Annotated in this window: 14 protein-coding genes; 13 read left to right on the top strand and 1 reads right to left on the bottom strand. The window is 64.6% G+C overall.

Translation table 11 applies throughout. The features are described 5' to 3' along the window. Positions 1–216: 216 nt before the first annotated feature. The 13 genes from ABEL04_RS10935 to ABEL04_RS10875 all read left to right on the top strand — a co-directional run bounded on the left by ABEL04_RS10935 (position 217) and on the right by ABEL04_RS10875 (position 17,269). The gene (locus ABEL04_RS10935) at positions 217–1,242 is read left to right on the top strand and encodes an NAD(P)H-dependent glycerol-3-phosphate dehydrogenase (RefSeq protein ID WP_375802429.1); all 1,026 of its coding nucleotides are present in this window, start codon (positions 217–219) and stop codon (positions 1,240–1,242) included. A 177-nt stretch (positions 1,243–1,419) separates the two neighbouring features. Next, positions 1,420–2,490 carry a class 1 fructose-bisphosphatase gene (gene fbp, locus ABEL04_RS10930; RefSeq protein WP_375802428.1) on the top strand — a complete coding sequence of 357 codons (1,071 nt, stop codon included), beginning with the start codon at positions 1,420–1,422 and terminating at the stop codon, positions 2,488–2,490. Between the two features lie 25 nt (positions 2,491–2,515). Beyond that, on the top strand, positions 2,516–3,334 hold the full coding sequence (locus tag ABEL04_RS10925; RefSeq protein ID WP_375802427.1) for a hypothetical protein: 819 nt from the start codon (positions 2,516–2,518) through the stop codon (positions 3,332–3,334). Between the two features lie 147 nt (positions 3,335–3,481). Next, on the top strand, positions 3,482–4,270 hold the full coding sequence (locus ABEL04_RS10920) for an enoyl-CoA hydratase/isomerase family protein (RefSeq protein ID WP_375802426.1): 789 nt from the start codon (positions 3,482–3,484) through the stop codon (positions 4,268–4,270). Between the two features lie 623 nt (positions 4,271–4,893). Further along, on the top strand, positions 4,894–6,861 hold the full coding sequence (locus ABEL04_RS10915) for an aconitate hydratase (RefSeq protein WP_375802425.1): 1,968 nt from the start codon (positions 4,894–4,896) through the stop codon (positions 6,859–6,861). 109 nt (positions 6,862–6,970) lie between these two features. Then, entirely contained in the window at positions 6,971–7,771 is an 801-nt protein-coding gene (locus ABEL04_RS10910; RefSeq protein WP_375802424.1) for a squalene/phytoene synthase family protein, read from the top strand. A gap of 35 nt (positions 7,772–7,806) precedes the next feature. After that, the gene (purM, locus tag ABEL04_RS10905; RefSeq protein WP_375802423.1) at positions 7,807–8,829 is read left to right on the top strand and encodes a phosphoribosylformylglycinamidine cyclo-ligase; all 1,023 of its coding nucleotides are present in this window, start codon (positions 7,807–7,809) and stop codon (positions 8,827–8,829) included. A gap of 156 nt (positions 8,830–8,985) precedes the next feature. Next, positions 8,986–9,672 (top strand): glycerol-3-phosphate 1-O-acyltransferase PlsY, encoded by a 687-nt coding sequence (gene plsY, locus ABEL04_RS10900; protein ID WP_375802422.1) that lies wholly within the window; start codon positions 8,986–8,988, stop codon positions 9,670–9,672. 47 nt (positions 9,673–9,719) lie between these two features. Next, positions 9,720–10,748, top strand: coding sequence for an NAD(P)H-dependent glycerol-3-phosphate dehydrogenase (locus tag ABEL04_RS10895; RefSeq protein WP_375802421.1), 1,029 nt, complete (start codon positions 9,720–9,722; stop codon positions 10,746–10,748). Between the two features lie 61 nt (positions 10,749–10,809). Continuing rightward, positions 10,810–11,457 carry a helix-turn-helix domain-containing protein gene (locus tag ABEL04_RS10890; protein ID WP_375802420.1) on the top strand — a complete coding sequence of 216 codons (648 nt, stop codon included), beginning with the start codon at positions 10,810–10,812 and terminating at the stop codon, positions 11,455–11,457. Between the two features lie 374 nt (positions 11,458–11,831). After that, positions 11,832–14,165, top strand: coding sequence for a DNA topoisomerase (ATP-hydrolyzing) subunit A (locus ABEL04_RS10885; protein ID WP_375802419.1), 2,334 nt, complete (start codon positions 11,832–11,834; stop codon positions 14,163–14,165). A 202-nt stretch (positions 14,166–14,367) separates the two neighbouring features. Continuing rightward, on the top strand, positions 14,368–16,299 hold the full coding sequence (locus ABEL04_RS10880) for a type IIA DNA topoisomerase subunit B (protein WP_375802418.1): 1,932 nt from the start codon (positions 14,368–14,370) through the stop codon (positions 16,297–16,299). Continuing rightward, positions 16,283–17,269, top strand: coding sequence for a phosphodiester glycosidase family protein (locus ABEL04_RS10875; protein WP_375802417.1), 987 nt, complete (start codon positions 16,283–16,285; stop codon positions 17,267–17,269). Before ABEL04_RS10880 ends, ABEL04_RS10875 begins: the two co-directional genes overlap by 17 nt. A 105-nt stretch (positions 17,270–17,374) precedes the next feature. On the opposite strand, the gene ABEL04_RS10870 is transcribed toward ABEL04_RS10875, so the two are convergent. After that, positions 17,375–19,495 (bottom strand): S9 family peptidase, encoded by a 2,121-nt coding sequence (locus ABEL04_RS10870; RefSeq protein ID WP_375802416.1) that lies wholly within the window; start codon positions 19,493–19,495, stop codon positions 17,375–17,377. Positions 19,496–19,627 lie beyond the last annotated feature (132 nt).

Here is a 19,627-nt window from a genome sequence, read left to right as displayed (position 1 = left end):
CACACGCTCCCCTCTTGTCGGAGCCCTCGATCGTCGCCAAGCTTTGGTTTTTGGACAGTACTGCTACGTTGACAAGACTGGACCCTTCCTCCGAACTTTCCGGGGGAAACGTTACTGCCTTCATCGATGGATCTTTTGTATCACAACGTTGACTCCTTCGGGTGACGACAGTCACGCACATCATTGCCTGATCTCCTGATATCCAACCGCTCATCTATGTCCTCCGTCACGCTATTCGGGGCAGGGAGCTGGGGAACCGCTCTCTCAGTCCATCTCGCTTCCGCAGGAAGAGACGTGGTTCTTTGGGCGCGCCGACCGGAAGTTGTCGAAGAAATTCACCGCACGTCCCACAACCCGACATACCTTCCTGAGCTCCTCATCCCGTCTTCCGTGCACATCACGACGGACCCGGAGGAAGCCGCCGAAGCGTCGGACCTGTGGGGAGTTGCCGTCCCGTCCCAAAAACTTAGAGGTCGGATGGAAGCGCTTCGTCCCTACGCCCACGAGGACGTGCGTCTGATCGCGTTGTCCAAGGGAATCGAGAATGAGACATTGCTGACGATGTCTCAGGTTCTGAACGACGTGTTCGAGGTGGTGCCCCGGAGACAGATTGGGGCTCTGTACGGCCCCAGCCACGCCGAGGAGGTGGCCGAGGGGAGCCCCACGGCGGTCGTGGCGGCGGCGCCCGAAGAGGCCGAGGCACAACAGATTCAGAAGACGTTTATGACGGAGCGGTTGCGCGTGTACATCAACACCGATGTGCTCGGCGTCGAAATTGGGGGATCCGCCAAAAACGTGCTCGCCATCGCGGCGGGCATCGCCGACGGGGTCAGCTACGGGGACAATGCCAAGGCAGCACTCGTGACCCGCGGGCTCGCCGAGCTCCGACGCCTCGGGCGTGCCCTCGGGGCCGACCCGAAAACCTTCTCCGGACTCTCGGGCGTCGGCGACTTGGTGGTTACGTGCATGAGCCAGCACAGCCGAAATCGGTACCTCGGAGAGCAGATCGCCGCGGGGCAGAGCTTCGAGGACGTGCACAGCGAAATGGAAATGGTGGCCGAGGGCGTCCGGACGACTCGGTCAGTCTATAACTTGGCCAAGCGGCATGGGATCGAGATGCCGATCACGGAAGCCGTCCACGCGATTCTGTTCGACGACGAGAGTCCACGGAAGATGGTCAAGCGTCTCATGACCCGATCGGCCAAGCACGAACACTGGCTTCCGGCCCCACAGGAGCACTGAGGGCTTCCGTCCCAGGGCGTCCGGCTAGTCCTGCGTGGCTGGGATCTGTGCAATAAAGCTGAAAGGGGCCGCCCATCAGCGACGAAGCGCCTTCCTTCCAGTCATTGACGTCCTGGGGCGCGTGTGTTCTCGGCGTAGTGCCACACTGCTCCTCCTCACACCTCTCCACGCTTCGGTATGTCGCACTCTCCCTCCGAGAATCCGCCTCCGCCCGGGGATTTGGAGTCGGTGATGACTCTCGAACAGTTCATCATTGACCGCCACGAGCGCTTTCCCCAGGCCACCGGGGCCTTCGCGCGGCTGCTCCGGGACGTGAGCGTGGCGGCCAAGATCATTAACCACAACATCCGCCGGGCGGGCATCCTGGACGTGCTGGGAGAAACCGGAAGAGTCAACGTGCAGGACGAGCGGCAGAAGCAACTCGACGAGATCGCCGACCGAGAGCTCGAGCGCGCTCTACGCCGGGGAGGAGAATGCTGCCTGATTGGGTCGGAGGAGCAGCCCGAGACGATTCCTCTGTCCCCGGACGCGACAGCCCAGGAGCAGTTCGCCGTGTTCTTCGATCCGCTCGACGGCTCCACCAACACCGACGTGAACGCCTCCGTCGGGACTATTTTCAGTATTTACACCCTCCCCGAGCACGTCGACAGGGACGATTCCGTCCACGTGGCCCTTCGCCCAGGGGCCGAGCAGGTGGCCGCCGGCTACGTGGCCTACGGCTCCTCCACGATGTTCGTCTTCACGACCGGAAATGGGGTGAACGGGTTCACTCTGGATCCGGGGATTGGGGAATTTCTCCTGACGCATCCCGATCTCCAGATTCCCGCGGCCCGTGCGATGTACTCGGTGAACGAGGCGGACATCGAGGACTTTTCGCCCGAGTTGCGATCGTTTTTGCGCTGGCTGAAGCAAAAGGATCCGCAGACCGGCGCCCGAGTCCGGGCGCGATACATCGGCTCGTTCGTGTCCGACTTTCACCGAAATCTGCTCACGGGCGGCCTCTACATGTACCCCGCCACGGCCGATTATCCCCAAGGAAAACTGCGGCTGATGTACGAGGCCAATCCGATGGCCCTTCTCGTGGAGCAGGCGGGTGGGCGAGCGTCCGACGGACACCGGCGGATTCTTGACCTCCAGCCCGAAGAGTTGCATCAGCGAACCCCCCTCTTCATCGGCAGTGCCCCGCTCATAGAGGCTGCGGAGGCCTTTCTGCAGGGGCGCGGAGCAGAGGTGGAGGGCCGAGGGTGAACGCCTCCCGGCGATCCGCATACGGATGACCACGCCCCTTCCGAATCTGCACAACCGGCGCATGTCCGACCAGTCGACCCCGACGGCAATCGATCCCCCCCAGAAGCCGGTGACGGCACTGCACCAGCCCGACACGCTCGATCTCTCCTTCGAGGGCTGGTCGCCAGCGGTCTTCGAAATGCTCGATCGCCTCCGCGCCGAACCGCACATCGACCAGTACAAGAAGGAGAAACCGGGCGTTACTGATCACCTCAAAGACCCGTTTCGCCGCTACCGCGACGACCTGGTGGTAAACTGGGTGCTTCCGAACCGCCTGGGGTTCGAAACGGAAAAGCACGTGTTTAGTCGGCTGCTGAAGAACGACTTCGGGGCCGGCGGCTGTCACGATCACCTCTGGATGTCTTTCTACCGGCCGGAGACCCGGCGGTTGGAAGACGTACAGATCACGCATCGCGTCTCGCCCGACGGCTTTGCGGTGGGGGTCTACGTCGGCGCCTACGCGACTGATCTGCTGGAGCAGGCGAAGGCGCGCATCCAGGAGGCCCCCGCCACGTATCTTGACCGCGTCAATCCACTGCTTGAACGGGAGGGGTGGCGCTTCTACACGCACCGAGGCTCCGGGGATGACAACGAGACGGTGTTTTCCGATCCGCTCGATGCGGTACCGGAGTCGGTGGACGGGGCGGAGGGCATCTACGTCCGGCACTACATTGGCCGCGAGGAGACCCTTGCGCTTGGTTCCCAACTCGTCGATCGGGCGCTGGATCTGGTCTTCGACGTATGGCCGATCTATCGGTTTTATCTGGCGGAAGGGGTGGGGGAGATGGACCCTGCTGGTGAGTAGGTGGTACTGTGTATTTCGTATCGCGTATTTCCCGTCGGGCAATCGCGTCCCTCCAAGATGCGCAACCCGCACCACGGAAGCCTTCCATCCGGTTCGGTCTCCGGTGCTTCTGTCGTGTCCTGCTCTCGTTGACATGACGCCCCCCCAATGTCCACACTCGTCCAGACGACCACCGACGACGCCGTTCACACCGTTCGTCTCAACCGCCCCGATAAGCGGAATGCCCTCAACGGGGCACTCGTCGCGGCGCTCAAATCCGCACTCCGTGAGGCCGCCGATCGGGACGACATTCGGGTGATCGTCCTCACAGGGGCTGGCTCCGCGTTCTCCGCCGGGGCCGATCTCACCTCACTTCAAACCATGCGGGACGCGGGACCGATGGAAAATCAGCGTGACTCGCGCCACCTCGCGGAGCTTTTCCGACAAATATACCAGCACCCGATGCCCGTTATTGCAAAGGTGAATGGTCACGCCATTGGGGGCGGGTGTGGACTTGCGGCGGTCTGTGACTTCTCGTACGTGGCCGAGGGAACCACGCTCGGGTTCAGCGAGGTGCGAATTGGCTTCGTGCCCGCCATCGTGATGGTCTTCTTGCGGCGGAAGCTGGGGGAGACGCGGACCCGTGACCTGTTGCTCCGCGGACGACTCGTGGAAGCCCCGACGGCCGCAGAGATCGGGCTGGTCACCCGAGCCGTTCCCGATGAGGCGTTGCCGGGAGCCGTCGATGAACTGGCCCGGGAATTGGCCACAGAGACGAGCGCCTCGGCGGTGGGGCTCACCAAGCAAATGCTGGCCCGGATACCGGGAATGGGGCTGGACGAGGCGCTCGACTACGCCGTGCAGATGAATGCGTTCGCCCGGGGCACAGACGATTGTCAGGCCGGCATCGATGCGTTTCTCAACGATGAGGCTCCCCCGTGGAAGCGGCAGGAGTGATCGGGAATCCAGGCACCGGCGTCCGTCTCACTCCTGGCAGGAAGCTTCTCCGTCCGGTTCACAGAGGCCGGGGGGCAGGTTTCCGGGTGCAGCGCGCCGATAGCGCGGCGTCCCGGCGGCGCTGCCGGGCCAAATCTGAACACAGACATTCCCGGTCGGGGACGAAAGAGAACGAGGAGGGGCGAGCGTTTTCTGGCCGGATCGTCCTCCAGCGTCTGGGAGGCTCGCAGTTTCGCTGCGTTCGCGGGTCTGACGTCGGTGAACGCCGTGAGTGCACTCCTCCAGGCATCTCCACATGGGCCTAATCGAGACGGTGGTGTAGAACTCCCACCCCTGGTCGCCCGCCGTTGACCCCTGACCGTGCGCTGAACCGGGGGTGCGTTGCTCGTTCTCCTACGTGGGGAAATGACCAGGGGAGTCTCGAATGCCCGAAAACGCCAGTCAGCCGAAAATACGGTGTGCTTCCGATCGGAGCTTTAACGCTCTCGGAAATTGGGGCCGGAGACGTCTCCGAATACACAATTTTTACGCGGAACGCGCTACCAACTCCAGCTCCTTTTCGTTATGTTCAGCTACCGAAAGGGCCGTTGTTTCTACCTGGACGATCCAAACCACAAGACACCATGGGTAAGAACGTTGCAGAGAAGCTGATCGAGAGTCACAAGGTCGGGGGGGACATGAAAGTCGGGGAGGAAATTGAGTTGGAGATGGACCAGACCCTGACCCAGGACGCCACTGGTACGATGGTGATGCTGGAATTTGAGGCGATGGGCATCCCTCGCGTCCAGACCGAGCTGTCGGCGCAGTACGTCGACCACAATCTCATTCAGTCCGACTTCAAAAACCCGGACGACCACCTCTTCCTGCGCAGCGCCTGCAAGAAGTTTGGCGTCTGGTACAGCCGCCCGGGCAATGGCGTGAGCCACCCGGTGCACCAGGAGCGCTTCGGGGAGCCGGGCAAGACGCTCATCGGGTCGGACAGCCACTCGCCCGCCGCGGGCGCCATCGGCATGCTCGCCATCGGGGCCGGAGGGCTTGACGTGGCCATGGCGATGGCCGGCAAGCCGTACACGATTAACATGCCCGAGGTCTGGGGCGTGCAGCTGACCGGCGAGATGCCCGACTGGGTGAGCGCGAAGGACGTGATCCTGACGATGCTGGAGCGTCACGACGTGGACGGCGCGGTCAACCAGATTATCGAGTATTACGGGCCCGGGCTCGACAGCCTGAGTTGCATGGACCGCCACGTCATCGCGAACATGGGCACGGAGCTGGGCGCCACCAGCACGGTCTTTCCGGCCGACGAAGAGGTGCGTCGCTTCCTGGAGCGACAGGGCCGTGAGGAGGCCTTCCGCGAAATTAGTGCCGACGAGGACGCCACCTACGACGAGCACGAGGAGATCAACCTCTCCAAGCTGGAGCCGAAGATTGCCAAGCCCAGCAGCCCAGGCAACGTGGTGCCGGTGCGTGAGGTCGAAGGCCAGGAAATCTATCAGAGCTACGTCGGCTCCTCGGCCAATCCCGGCTTCCGCGACTTTGCCAGCGCCGCTGAGATCGTGGACGGTTACCAGGTGCACGATCGCGTCTCGTTCGACGTCAATCCGACCTCGCGGCAGATCCTGGAGAACCTGATGAACACGGGCCACCTCCAGATGCTGACCCGTGCCGGCGCGCGGATCCACCAGGCCGGCTGCAACGGCTGCATCGGCATGGGGCAGGCCCCGGCCACCGGGCAGATCTCGCTGCGCACGGTGCCGCGCAACTTCCCGGGCCGCTCGGGCACGAAGGAGGACGCGGTCTACCTCGTCAGTCCCGAGACCGCCGCGGCCTCGGCACTCACGGGCGAGATTACCGACCCGCGAGACCTGGAGGGCCTTTACGACATGGAGTACCCCGACGCTCGTGAGCCGGACGACATCATCGTGAACACCGATCAGCTCGTGGAGCCGCCCTCGGCGGAAGAGGCCAAGAACGTCGAGCTTGAGAAGGGACCGAACGTGGTATCGCTTCCCGAGTTCGAGGAGCTTCGCGACTCGTTCGATCTGCCGGTGCTCCTCAAGGTCGGCGACGATATCTCGACCGACGAGATCATGCCGGCGGGCTCGCGCATTCTGCCGTACCGCTCCAACATCCCGAAGATTTCGGAATTTGTCTTTGAGCAGGTCGACGAGAGCTTCTTCGACCGCGCCATGGAGCATCAGGACAACGGCTTTGCGGTGGTTGGCGGCACGAACTACGGGCAGGGCTCCAGCCGGGAGCACGCCGCCATTGCCCCCCGCTGGCTCGGCACGCGGGTCAAGATTGCCAAGAGCTATGCCCGCATCCACCGGCAAAACCTGGCCAACTTTGGCATCCTGCCGCTCCTGTTCAAGGAGGACGAGGACTACGCCAGCATTGAGCAGGGCGACACGCTCCAGTTCCGCAATCTGCGCGACCAGGTGAAGGCCGGGACCGACGTGGAGGTGACCAACGCCGACAAAGACGAGACGTACGTTGTCGAGCACGACCTCTCGGAGCGAGAACTCCAGATGGTGCTCGAAGGCAGCCAGATCAGCGTTGTGAAGCAGGAGTTTGCGGGCGTCGAGGCGTAACCGCCCCGCCGGGCCCACGCAGGAGGATTGGACGGGGAAGCCCTACCGCGGCTTCCCCGTTCTGTATTGGTGGGCCCCCACTGTGCGCTTCCAGGGCCGAACCCGATCGATGACCGACCTGCCACAGCCTTTTTACACCGAATGGCCGCGGGGGCGACGCCCGGCGGCGCAGGCCTTCTGGCATTGGCATTCGGCGCTGGTCGAACCAACGGTCCCGCGCGGAACCGCCGCCGATGCCTTTTTCGATCAGGAACGGGCCCGAACCGAGGCCGGAGAGTCCCTGCATCTGGTTCGGGAAGAGATCTACTCAGACGCCTACGAGGCATGCTCGACCCACGACCTGAGCCGCAAACTTCTCGGTGCCCAGGTGGAAGCCGCCCGCGTCCTCCACGGCGAAACGCGGTTCGAGAGCGCAGACGAACTGGAAACGTTTGTGCGACTCTGGGCATTGCCCCACGCCCGCCTGCTCGCCGGCCTGGCCGACCTGACCAACTCCGTCCAGATTGGGTGGGTCGACGAACTGGCGCGCGGCTTCTTTCACTTCGCGCATCTCGTCTCGCTCCCTCAGGATCTGAGGAAGGATCGGCTGTTCGTACCCCTCGAAGACCTCCGGCAGGCAGGCGTGTCAATCGATCAGCTGCGGGAGGGACGTGTCGACGAGAGTGTGCGACGCCTGCTTTGGAAGCAGGGCGTGCGGGTGCGCGATGCCCTCGCGCAGGGTCGGTCGCTTGTCAACGACCTCGGTTTCCGGCAGCGCTACGCCCTCAAGCGGTACTGGCTCGGCATGCTGGCCCTGCTCAATGAACTCGAGCGTCGCGAGTACGACCTGTGGAGCGAGCCGCTTGAGCTGTCGCTCTTCCGACGGGCACAGGTGTACCTGCAAATTGTATTTGGGCGCCTTCGGCTCTAGATTCTCACCCCTCTGCTCCGCACTGATTCAGAGCCATGACCACCTACAAAGAAGCGGGGGTCGACATCGAAGCCGGCGAGGAAGCAGTCGATCGCCTCCGCTCTACCGTTCGAGACACGTTCACGCCGGGCGTCCTGGCCGACATCGGGGCCTTCGGGTCCTTCTTTGAACCCGATCTTGACGGCATCCAGCAGCCGGTGTTGGTGTCGTCCATCGACGGCGTTGGCACCAAGCTGAAAGTGGCCACGCGGGCTGGGCGGTACGACACCGTCGGCCAGGATCTGGTCAACCACTGTGTGAACGACATTGCCGTCTGCGGAGCTACGCCGCTCTACTTCCTGGACTACTACGGGGTCGGCACCCTGACCCCGAGCACGGCCGAGGCGGTCGTTGAGGGCTTCGCGACGGCCTGCGAGGAGAACGAGTGCGCGCTCGTCGGGGGCGAAATTGCCGAGATGCCGGACGTCTACGGCGATGAGGACTTCGACCTAGTCGGATCCATCGTGGGAGTGGTCGACAAGGCGGACATCGTGGAAGGGGGCGACATAGCCCCCGGAGACGTGCTCATCGGCCTTCCGTCGAGCGGGATTCACACCAACGGCTATACCCTGGCCCGAACGGTTCTGTTCGAGAGCCACACCGTTGAAGACTGCCCTCCTGCGCTCGGCGGCGCGTCGTTGGGAGAGGCCCTGCTCCGTGTGCATCGGTCGTACCTCCGGCCCGTGCAGACACTCGTGGAGGCGGGCCTCGCCCGAGGGCTGGCGCACATCACCGGCGGTGGGCTCCCCGGCAACCTCCGCCGCGTGGTGCCGGACGGCTGCGAGGCAGCCGTGGACTACGACGCCTGGGACCGCCCCCCCATCTTTTCGCTCATCCAGCGGGAGGGAGACGTGCCGGAAGCGGACCTGCGGCGGACCTTCAATCTCGGCGTGGGGCTCGTCGCCATCGTCCGTGAGGCAGATACGGAAGAGGCGATGGAGCGGCTCGAAGAGGAGGGCGAGCACCCGTTTCGAATCGGCACGGTCGTGGCTGATCCGGAGAGGAACGATGACCCCTGAGTCTGCTCAACAGACGGGGCCCGCCGGGAACACTGGAGGGAGCCCGATAGGTACGAACGAAACTACTGATAACGCTCGCCCCGTCGGCGACGGAACTCCGGCACGGCGCTTTGTCCCGTGCTCGCCATCGGTGTTCAAAACGCTCGAGGTGCCGTCATGTGGTCGCTAATCATTATTCTGCTGATTTCCTACTTTCTCGGCTCCATTCCTGGGGCGCTGTGGTCGAGCAAAGTCCTGCATGGCGTTGACATCCGAAACTATGGAAGTCACAACCCGGGCGCGACGAACGCCTTTCGGGTTGTGGGGTGGCAGGCCGGGGTTCTCGCGTCGGTCGTTGATTTCGGGAAGGGCGTCCTCGCCGCCGGCGTCGTCGCGTCGCAGATTCGCATCGATCCGATCCCGAACCTGTCGGTTTTCGGGTGGGAAACGGCCACGCTGGTCGGGCTGCTGGCGGGGGTCGTTGCGGTACTCGGGCATATGTTTCCCGTGTTTGCCAACTTTGAGGGCGGAAAGGGCGTCAACACAGCCGCCGGGATGCTCTTCGCCCTCACTCCCGTCACGATCGGCATCACGCTCGCGGTGTTTGCGGTCGTGCTCATCTCGTCCCGGTACGTATCGCTTGCCTCCCTCACCGCGGCCGTTGCCTTCCCGACATTGGTCGCCATCCGCCGCTACCTTTTCGGGGCCGCGCTCGACCCCAGTCTCCTCGTGTTTGGCATTCTACTGGCCCTCGCCATCATTGCTGCTCACCAGTCCAACATCCGGCGCCTTCTCAACGGGACTGAAAGTCAGATCAGCTCCTTCGAGCCCGCGCAGGGAATGCTGGGGCGAGGAGAGCTCTAGCGGCGCCGGGTGGGGGTGAGTCGGTCCGTGGCCACGCAGGTACAGTCATGTCGGTCTCCATCACACTTTTTGGGGCGGGGAGCTGGGGCACGGCGCTCGCGGTCCATCTGGCCGCACAGGAGCGGGACGTCACCCTCTGGGCCCGCCGGGAGGAAGCAGTTCGAGAGATCCGCCGGACGCGCCGCAATCCCACCTATCTGCCCGACGTCGACATTCCCCCGTCTGTCCGTGTGACCTCGGACCTTCGGGACGCCGCCGAGGCCACGTCGCTCTGGGCCCTGGCCGTGCCCTCCCAGGGCTTACGAGGGGTCGCCGCACAACTCGGTGCTCACGCCCGCGAAGGCGACACGGTCGTCTCGCTGGCGAAGGGCATTGAAAACGAGACTCTGCAGACGATGTCGCAGGTGCTCGCTGAGGAGCTTGCAGTCCTGCCCGGAGAGCAAATTGGGGTGCTCCACGGGCCTAGCCACGCGGAGGAGGTGGCGCGAGGCCGCCCCACCACCGTCGTCGCGGCGGCCACTTCCCCTCCGCAGGCCCAGCGGATCCAGGAGGCCTTCATGACGAACCGTCTCCGCGTGTACGTGAACACCGACGTCATCGGGGTTGAGATTGGAGGGGCGGCAAAAAATGTGCTCGCCATCGCTGCGGGCATCAGCGACGGGATTGGCTACGGAGACAACGCGAAGGCGGCCCTCGTGACCCGGGGGATTGCTGAAATTCAGCGTCTCGGGCTCGCGATGGGCGCCGAGGCGCAGACTTTCGCTGGACTCACTGGGATTGGGGACCTCGTGGTGACCTGCATGAGTGCTCACAGCCGAAATCGCTTCTTTGGGGAGCAAATCGGGAAGGGGAAGACCCTCCGTGAGATTCAGGACGAGATGGACATGGTGGCGGAGGGGGTTCGGACGACCAAGTCCATCCACGCCCTTGCGCAACGACACCAGGTGGAGATGCCCATTACGGAGGCAATGTACGCCATCCTGTTCGAGGACGAGCAACCCCGAGAGGTGGTCGACCAGCTCATGACCCGGTCTGCAAAGCGTGAACATTGGGCGTCAGCAGGCCTCCGGGAGTAACACCGCTCCCCCCAGAATCGTCCACGGTTGGTGTTATCCCTCACGCATCTGTGCGACTCCCATGACCCGTCGGGAACTGGAGCAACTTGTCGACCTCGGGGAGGGCCTCAGTTTGGAGTTCAAGCGCCGTGTCCCCCAGCCGCAGCGCATCGCGAAGGAAGTCGTTGCGCTCGCAAACACGCGCGGGGGACGGATCGTGCTCGGTGTCAATGACGACGGCACCGTTGCCGGAATCGATCATGCCTCCGAGGAGCGGTTTCTGCTTCGCCAGGCCGTGGAGGCCCACTGCCAGCCCCCTGTAGATTACGAAACGGAACGAGTTGTCGTCGAGCCGCGGTGCGACGTGCTGGTCGTCACCATTCCGGAGAGCGACGAAAAGCCCCACCTCGTGGTTGCCGACGGGGCGCCGGAGGAGCAAGGGGCCGTTTACGTGCGGGTCGAGGCCAAAAGCATGGAGGCGAGCCCCGAAACGGTTCAGGAACTGCGGGAGCAGCGGCAGAAGTCGGGCACGACATTTGAGTTCGGGGAGACGGAGTCGCTGCTCATGCGGTACCTGGACGACTACGGTCGGATTTCGGTATCGCAGCTCGCACAACTGGCCGACATCTCTCCGGAGCAGGCCTCCCAGACGCTCCTCCGGCTCACGAGGGCGGACCTGCTGCATCTCCATCCCGACGAGGATGGAGACTATTTCACTCTGAACTACTGATCGTTCAGGACGCGAGACGAAAGCTATCGGGCATCGGCTGCCCCCTGCACTACCTCGGTCTCTTGGCCGGTCCACCAGCCCCCTCGGGTGTCCGGACCTATTGCTGTTATTGTAAGTCAAAACGAAATGTCAAACTGCTCAGCAGGAGAGGCAGTCAACGGGCAGCCGGTCTCTGTGCGTGAGGGGCGTCGTCACCGCTCCGTAAGTCCCAACTCCTCTTCTGGCCCTCTGCGACGCGAAAATATTCGGGGAGAGACGAGAACGCAGTGAGAAAGCCCGGATCTCGTGAAACGCGTTCCGGTGCCTGTTGTATCTCCGCGAACGTGTGAGTAAACTATGTGTGCTTCGGTAAGCTCCGTTATTGAACAATCCTGATGCCTGTCACCGAGACGATCCCGCTCCACGAGACCGCCCGCAAGCGGTACCTTAACTACGCCCTCTCCGTCATCACCAGCCGGGCCCTGCCGGACATCCGCGACGGGCTCAAGCCGGTGCAGCGCCGCATCCTGTACGCGATGTTCGACAGCCTGAACCTGTACCCGAACAAGCGCCACCGGAAGAGTGCAACGGTTGTCGGCGAGACGATGGGGAAGTACCACCCGCACGGCGACAAGGCCATTTACGACGCGATGGTGCGCATGGCGCAGTCTTTTTCGCTGCGGGCGCCGCTGGTGGACGGACACGGCAACTTCGGCTCCATCGACGGCGACAACGCCGCGGCGATGCGCTACACGGAGGCCAAGCTCCGGCCGCTCGCGATGGAGATGCTGGAAGGGCTTCGTGACGAGACGGTCGACTACCGCGACAACTTTGACGGCACGCTGGAGGAGCCGGTGGTGCTGCCCTCGCGGGTGCCCACCCTGCTGGTGAACGGGGCGAGCGGCATCGCGGTGGGCATGGCCACGAACATCCCGCCGCACAATCTGGGCGAGGTGGTGGACGCGGCCCTCCACATGATTGAGGAGCCCGATGTGGACACGCCCACCCTCGTCCGCGAGCACATTCAGGGGCCGGACTTCCCCACCGGGGGGCGGATCCTGAATACGAGGGAGGAGCTGGCGGAGATGTACGAGACGGGCTCCGGGACGATCGAGATGCGGGGCGCGTACCGGACGAAGGGGAAGACGCGCGCCATCATCGAGTCGGTGCCCTACGGCGTGGACAAGAGCAAGATCGTCGAAGAGATTGCCGACCACATCGCCGAGGAGAACGTCCCGCAGCTCTCCAACGTGCGCGACGAGTCGACCGACGACGTGCGCATCGTGCTGGAGCTGAAGCGCGGCTCCGACACGGAGGCCGCCCTGGCGTACCTCTACAAGCACACGAAGCTGCAGAAACGATTCCACGTCAACCTCACCTGCCTCGTCCCCACCGACGAGGAAGACGTAAAGGAGCCCCGGCAGGTCGATCTCCGCAGCATCCTCCGCCACTTCCTCGACTTCCGGCTGGAGGTGGTGACGCGGCGGCTCCGGAACGAGCTGGAGGAACTGGAGGCCCGGATCCACATCCTGGAGGGCTTCGAGACCATCTTCGACGCGCTCGACGAGGCGATTAAGATCATCCGCGCCTCCAAAAACAAGGCCGACGCGGCGCAGCGGCTCATGCACCGCTTCCAGCTCGACGAGGACCAGGCCGAGGCCATCCTGGAGACGCGGCTCTACAAGCTCTCGCAGATGGAGATTGAGGCGATCCGGGAGGAGCTCGACGAGAAGCGCACACGGGCCGAAGAGATTCGCCAGCTGCTCGACGACGAGGAGGCCCGCTGGGGCCTGGTGGAGGAGGAGCTTCGGGATGTGCGCGAGGACTACGCCGACGAGCGCCGGAGCACGATCGTGGGGCCGGAAGCAGACATGGAGTACACCGAAGAGGACTACATCGTCGACGAGGACGTGCACGTCCTCGTCACCCGCGACGGCTGGGTGAAGCGGCAGGGCACCTACTCGGACCTCGACGCCATCCGCACTCGCGATGGAGACGAGGTGGGATGGGCGCTGGCGGGCTCCACCCGGGCCACCGTCGGCTTCTTTACGAACTACGGCACCTGCTACACCACCCGCATCGCCGAGATTCCAAGCACCACCGGCTACGGGGATCCGGTGCAGAAGCTCTTCTCGTTCGACGACGGGGAGCACGTGGTGGGCGTCCTCACCTTCGACGATCGCGCCCTGCCCGACCCGGTGCCGCCCGAGCCCAGCGAACAGGGCGAGCTCTTTGACCCGGAGGACCCCGACGCCCCGGATCGGCCATACGTCGTCGCGATCTCGAAGAGCGGCCAGGCCACGCGCTTCACGATCGACGGCTACGTCGAGCCCTCCATCAGCACCGGGCGCAAGTACATGCGACTGGAGGAGGGGGATGAGGTCGTGCATGTCCACCTGGCCAGGGGCGACGAAAACATCTGCCTTGCCTCCCACGATGGGCGCGCCCTGGTCTTTCCCGTCCATCAGGTGTCGGTCTACAAGGGACCTGCGAAGGGCGTGCGCGCCATCCGGCTAGAGGGGGAGGACCGCGTGCTCGACTTTACCCTGAGCACCCGGGCGCGGCAGGGCCTCGCCGTCCAGACGAACAACGGACGGGACGAAATCGTGCGCACCACGAAGTTCGACGTGACCAACCGCGGGGCGAAGGGGACGCTCGTGATCAAGCGCGGCTACTTCGCGGAAGTCTTTCCCGAGCCGGTGGAGGTGACGCTGGATGAATCTGTGTAGGTGCCTCCAATACTGCGTAGTCCTCAATTTGTCTTCGGTGCAGGGTGGGACCGTTTTGCATCCATGACGGCCGACCACGGACCGCGGACCGCCGCAAAGCGCCTTTTCCGCGGTCTGCCGTCTGTAGTCCGCCGTCCCCATCAGCACGGTCGCACCTTGACGTTCTTTAGCACTTCAACCGTCTAGACCTGACACATAGAAGATGCCCAAAACATACACCGGCGAAGACATTGACGTCCTCGAAGGCCTCGAGCCCGTCCGCAAGCGCCCCGGCATGTACATCGGGGGCACCGGGCGGCCCGGCCTGCACCACATCCTCTGGGAGGTGGTGGACAACGCCGTCGACGAGGCGACGAACGGGTACGCCTCCAAGATTGAGGTCGTCCTGCACGAGGATGGAGAAAGCATCACCGTCTCCGACAACGGCCGGGGCATTCCGGTCGACGAGCATCCCGAGAAGGAGATTCCGACGGTCCAGCTCATTCTCACCACCCTCCACTCGGGCGGCAAGTTTGACGCGAGCAACTACATCACCTCGGGCGGCCTGCACGGGGTGGGCGTCTCCGTCGTGAATGCCCTGTCCGAAGAGCTCGTGGCGACCGTGAAGCGCGATGGCAAGGAGTACCAGCAGCGCTTTCGGCGCGGCACCCCGGTGACGGACCTGGAGGTAACGAAGGAGAGTACGCGAGGGACCGGGTCGGAGATTTCCTTCCGGCCCGACCCGGAGATTTTCGAATCCGTCGAGTTCGACCCGGACTGGATTCGGGAGCATCTGGACGTGAAAACCTACCTGAACCGGGACCTGAAGATTATCTTCCGCGACGAGACCGAGGGGGAGCGGCACGAGCTTCACCACGAAGGCGGCATCAAGGAATACCTGGATTATCTCGTGGACGACCTTCAGGTGAGCCCGATTCACGACGATGTGTTCATGCTGGAGGACGACGACCTGTCCGAGGAGGGGCGTCTAGAGATCGCGCTCCAGTGGACCGACGCGCCGAAGGAGCAGCTCCACACGTTCGTGAACGGCATTCCCACGCAGGACGGCGGGACGCACGAGCAGGGCCTCAAGAGCGGCGTGCGGTCGGTGATTCGGTCGTTCATGGACACGCACGACCTCGTCCCCCACCGGCTCGACATTAAGGGCGACGACACGCGGGAGGGGCTCGTGGCCATCGTCAACCTGTTCATGGTCGACCCGCAGTTTCAGGGGCAGACGAAGGACAAGCTCAACAACCCGTCGGCCCGGTCGCTGGTCTCCGGTTCGCTCCGGACGGAGCTCGAGCAATACCTGAACGACCATTCCTCGACCGGCGAGGCCATCGCGTCTCGCGTCGTGCAGGCGGCCAAGGCGCGTCGCGCCCGTCGATCGGGCTCCGGCGGGAGCGGCGGCCGATCCGGCTCTGCGAACCGGCTCAAGCTCCCGGGCAAGCTGGCGGACTGCTCGTCGAGCACGGCCAGCGAGTGCGAGCTCTTCATCGTGGAGGGCGACTCGGCCGGCGGCTCCGCGAAGCAGGCCCGCGACCGGGAGACGCAGGCCGTCCTGCCGCTCCGCGGGAAGGTCCTCAACGCCGAGCAGGCCAGCCTGGACCGCGTGCAGAGCAACAAGGAGCTCTCCAACATCGTGCAGGCCCTCGGGTGCGGGCTGGGGGACGCGCTCGACCTGTCCGACCTCCGCTACCACAAGGTCATCCTCCTGATGGATGCGGACTCGGACGGGCACCACATCGCCACGCTCCTGCTCACCTTCTTCTACCGCTACATGCGGCCGCTCATTGAGGGCGGCTTCGTCTACATCGCCCAGCCGCCGCTGTACCGGATCGACGCGGGCAAGGACACGCACTGGGCGCTCGACGAGCCGGACAAAGAGCGCATCCTCGACGAAATTCGGAGCGACGGCCGCAACCCGAACGTCGACATCCAACGCTTTAAGGGCCTCGGCGAAATGATGCCCGACACGCTGAACGAAACCACCCTCTCGCCGGATGGACGCCGCCTGCTGGAGGTCGACATCCCGGACACTGAGCGGATGGTGACGGAGCAGACGATCACCGAACTCATGGGGCGCGACAGTTCGGCCCGGTTCGAGTTCATTATGAAGCACGCCGCGGAAGCCGATGAGCTGGACGTGTGACACCTTCCCTTCCTGGGAGAGTCTCTTGCTACTGGTTGGGATGGGACTGCTCGCCGGATGTGGTCCCTCAGAGGTCCCCCAGGGGGCCGTTTCGTTTCCGATGGAGTGGCGCCCGGTCGACTCCCTGAACGCGACTTTGCCCGACGGCGTGAAAGTCTCGGCCGGACGAAATGATACGATTCCACTGCGCGCCTGGGCAGTTCGCGTCACCGCTCCCCATCGCCATCCGATTGAGGTGCTCCGCTCGGACGAGCCGGACGGTGTGGAGCCGGTCTCTCGGTTCGCGCGGCAGAAGGACGCCTGCGTGGCCGTGAACGGGGGCTACTACGATCCCAACACCGATCCCATTCAGCCCGCCGGGCTCCTGGTGAACGATGGGGACCTGGGCACGCCCCCCACCGATACGCTCCAGCGGGGAGACCGCTCCTATCCGGTGGCCCGCGGCGCGCTGGGCATCCGACAGGACGGAACCGTAGACGTGGCCTGGACGACCCGTCGCGCCGATTCACTTCTCGCGTGGAGCCGTCCGCCGCGACACAGCCCCAATGTGGCGGCACCCATGCCCCCTCGATCCGCGGCGCAGCCCTGGCCGGTCGTGGACGCCGTCGGGGCGGGGCCGGTCGTCGTGGCTGCGGGAACCACCGCTGTGACGGCCGACGCCGAGGTCTTCTTCGGCACGGGCATTCCGGACGTTCATCCCCGCACCGCCGCGGGCGTCACCGAGGAGGGGGCGCTTCTTCTCGTCGTGGTGGACGGCCGCCAGCCCGCCAGCCGGGGCGTGGACCTACATGAGCTCGCTCGGCTCATGCGGAATCTGGGCGCGGTGGAGGCTGTCAATCTCGACGGGGGTGGCTCCTCGACCCTTGTCGTACAGAGGCATCTGCTGAACCGGCCGACGGGCGGGACCACGCAGCGTGAAGTGGCTACCGCGGTGGGGGTGTTGTGCCACGACTCAGTCTCGGCTCGGTGAGGCGCGAATCTCCGACTGAGTGGTCGCTGGAGCGAAGGGGAGCGACGGGCAATGGTTGACGTGACCGGCTCGCCTCGACTGGCCTGCGGCCAGTGTTGCTCGAAGCTATTTGTCGTCACGCAGGGTTCGGTCGAAGAAGGACGCCGCCGACCGGTAGGCCCGGAGCCAGTTCTCGTGGAGCAGGAAGCCGTGCACCTCGTCGGGGAAGACGAGCGTCTCGTGGGGCACGTCGTGCGTGCGAAGGGCCTGGACGAGGTCGACCGTCTCGCTGAAGGGCACGTTACGGTCGTCGTCCCCGTGGATGAGCAAGACCGGCGATTCCCAGTCCTCCACGTCCGACATCGGCGACGATTCGAAGGCGCGCTGGCGGGCGGCCTCTTTCTCAGACGGCGGGTAGTGCCGGGCAATGTCGTCCCGAATGGCGGTCCAGTCGTGCACGCCGTGCAGATCCACGCCCGCTGCGAACAGGTCGGAGGCCCGAGCGAGGCCGAGGGCCGTGAGGTACCCCCCGTACGAGCCGCCCCACAGGCCGATGCGGTCGGGGTCGACGTCCGAGCGCTGCCGAAGGTACAGCCCGGCGCCAAGCGCATCCTTAAACTCGCTCGCCCCGCGGGGGCCGTACTCCAGCGCCTCCCGGAATTCCAGTCCGTACCCGATGCCGCCCCGGTAATTGACGGCGAGGACGATGTACCCCTGATTGGCGAGGTACTGGTTGAGGGAATACGCGTTGTGGTAGTAGCCGCGGTAGTGAAAGCCGAGCAGCATCTGACGACGGGGGCCGCCGTGGAAAAAGACGACGGCAGGCCGCTGCTCGTCAGGGCCGAGGTCCGGGGGGCGAAAAAGCTGGCCGTGGATTGTTTTCCCGTCGGTCGCCGAGAAGGTGACTGGGTCCGGAGTCACCAGCTCAGACTGCGGAACCGTCTGCGTCCCAGCGTCGGCCGCAAGGCGTTGACGCTCGGCTCCGTCCGGACGCACCTCGGGGTGGGCGGGCGTCCGTGCCCCGGAGGCCAGGAAGGCGATGTCTTGGCTCGCTGCCGTCACGACGGGCGCCCACTCGATGCCGCTCCCCTGCGTGACCGGGGTTGGGGATCCTTCCCCCACAGAGACGCGCCACAGGTGCCGACGGTGGGGGTCGTTCTGATTCGAAGCGTAGATCAAGGATTCCCGGTCCGGCGCCATCGTGACAAACTGCACCTCGAACGGACCCGCGGTAAGGGGGGTTGCTCGCCCCCCATCGGCGGGAACCGAATACAGGTGCAACCACCCGGTTTTCTCCCAGGGAAAAACAATGCGGTCGCCGGCTCCCCAGAAGAGCTGGTTCTCGGCGCGGATGGATTGAAACGCGCTTCCCAGGCCCGCATCGGCGGTCCAAATCGTGCGGCTCTCCCCAGTGTCCAGGTTCGCCACGTGAATCGACCAGGGCAGTGCTGTTCGGTCGGGGCTGTAGTCCGGGTCTTCCTCGTGCGGGACACGAAGGAACGCAATTCGGTTCCCGTCGGGGCTCCAGACCGGGTTTGAGTCGTGGTCGACACTGGCGGAGAGGTACCGGAGGCGGTTCGTGTCGAGGTCGTAGACCCCCACGAAGCCGTGGTCGCCCCGGTCGCTGACGAATGCCAGCCGGTCGCCACTGGGAGACCACCGCAGGTCTTCGGCGTCGCCGCGAATGGTGAAGAGACGGGCCGGGTTGGTCGTGTCGGCGAGTGGGAGTGGGACGGCCCACACCTGCCCGTTGCGCAGAAAGGCGAGGTGTGAGCCCGAAGGAGCAACCGTGGGCGCGTGACCGGCCCCGATCTTCTGCGGGACACCGCCCTGGATGGACACGCTCCACACAGCGCGCTCAGCCGGATCTGGGCGACTCCGAGGATTCGCGTGCACTCCGTTTCGGTTTGGCGCTCCGCCCCGGACGTACACGATCTGTCTGCCATCCGGCGTGAACGTGACCTCTCCCATCCGCTGCCCATCATCGCCCTCTGCGGCGACGACTCGGCGGGCCTGGTATGACGGCCCGGCGGCGGTCCAGAGGCTCCGGACGCCTTCCTTGTTTTGCACCCATGCGACCCGATCGCCGGTAGGGGCCGCCGTCATGTCGGAAGGAAAAGGAGCACCGAGAATCTCCTCAATCGAAAACGAATCCTGGGCCTGGGCGGGGACTCCTGTAAGAAGAAGTACCCCGATAAAGAGCGGCCCGAAGCACCACGCACGAAAAGGGCTGGGTACACAGGGCATTGGGGGGACGCTGGTTGAGTGAGTCTTGGCGGGCAGAGCGGGAGAACAAGACCTCCGACGGACGTTCCGCGGAGGCACTAAAATCTACCGGTCGGCCTGGACAACGTCGACCGCCCGTTGAGCGGACGGGGA

Source organism: Salinibacter sp. (genome assembly GCF_042218895.1).
Taxonomy (GTDB): Bacteria; Bacteroidota; Rhodothermia; order Rhodothermales; family Salinibacteraceae; genus Salinibacter.
Note: the sequence above shows the minus strand (reverse complement) of the source record. Positions and strands in the feature narration are given on the sequence as shown.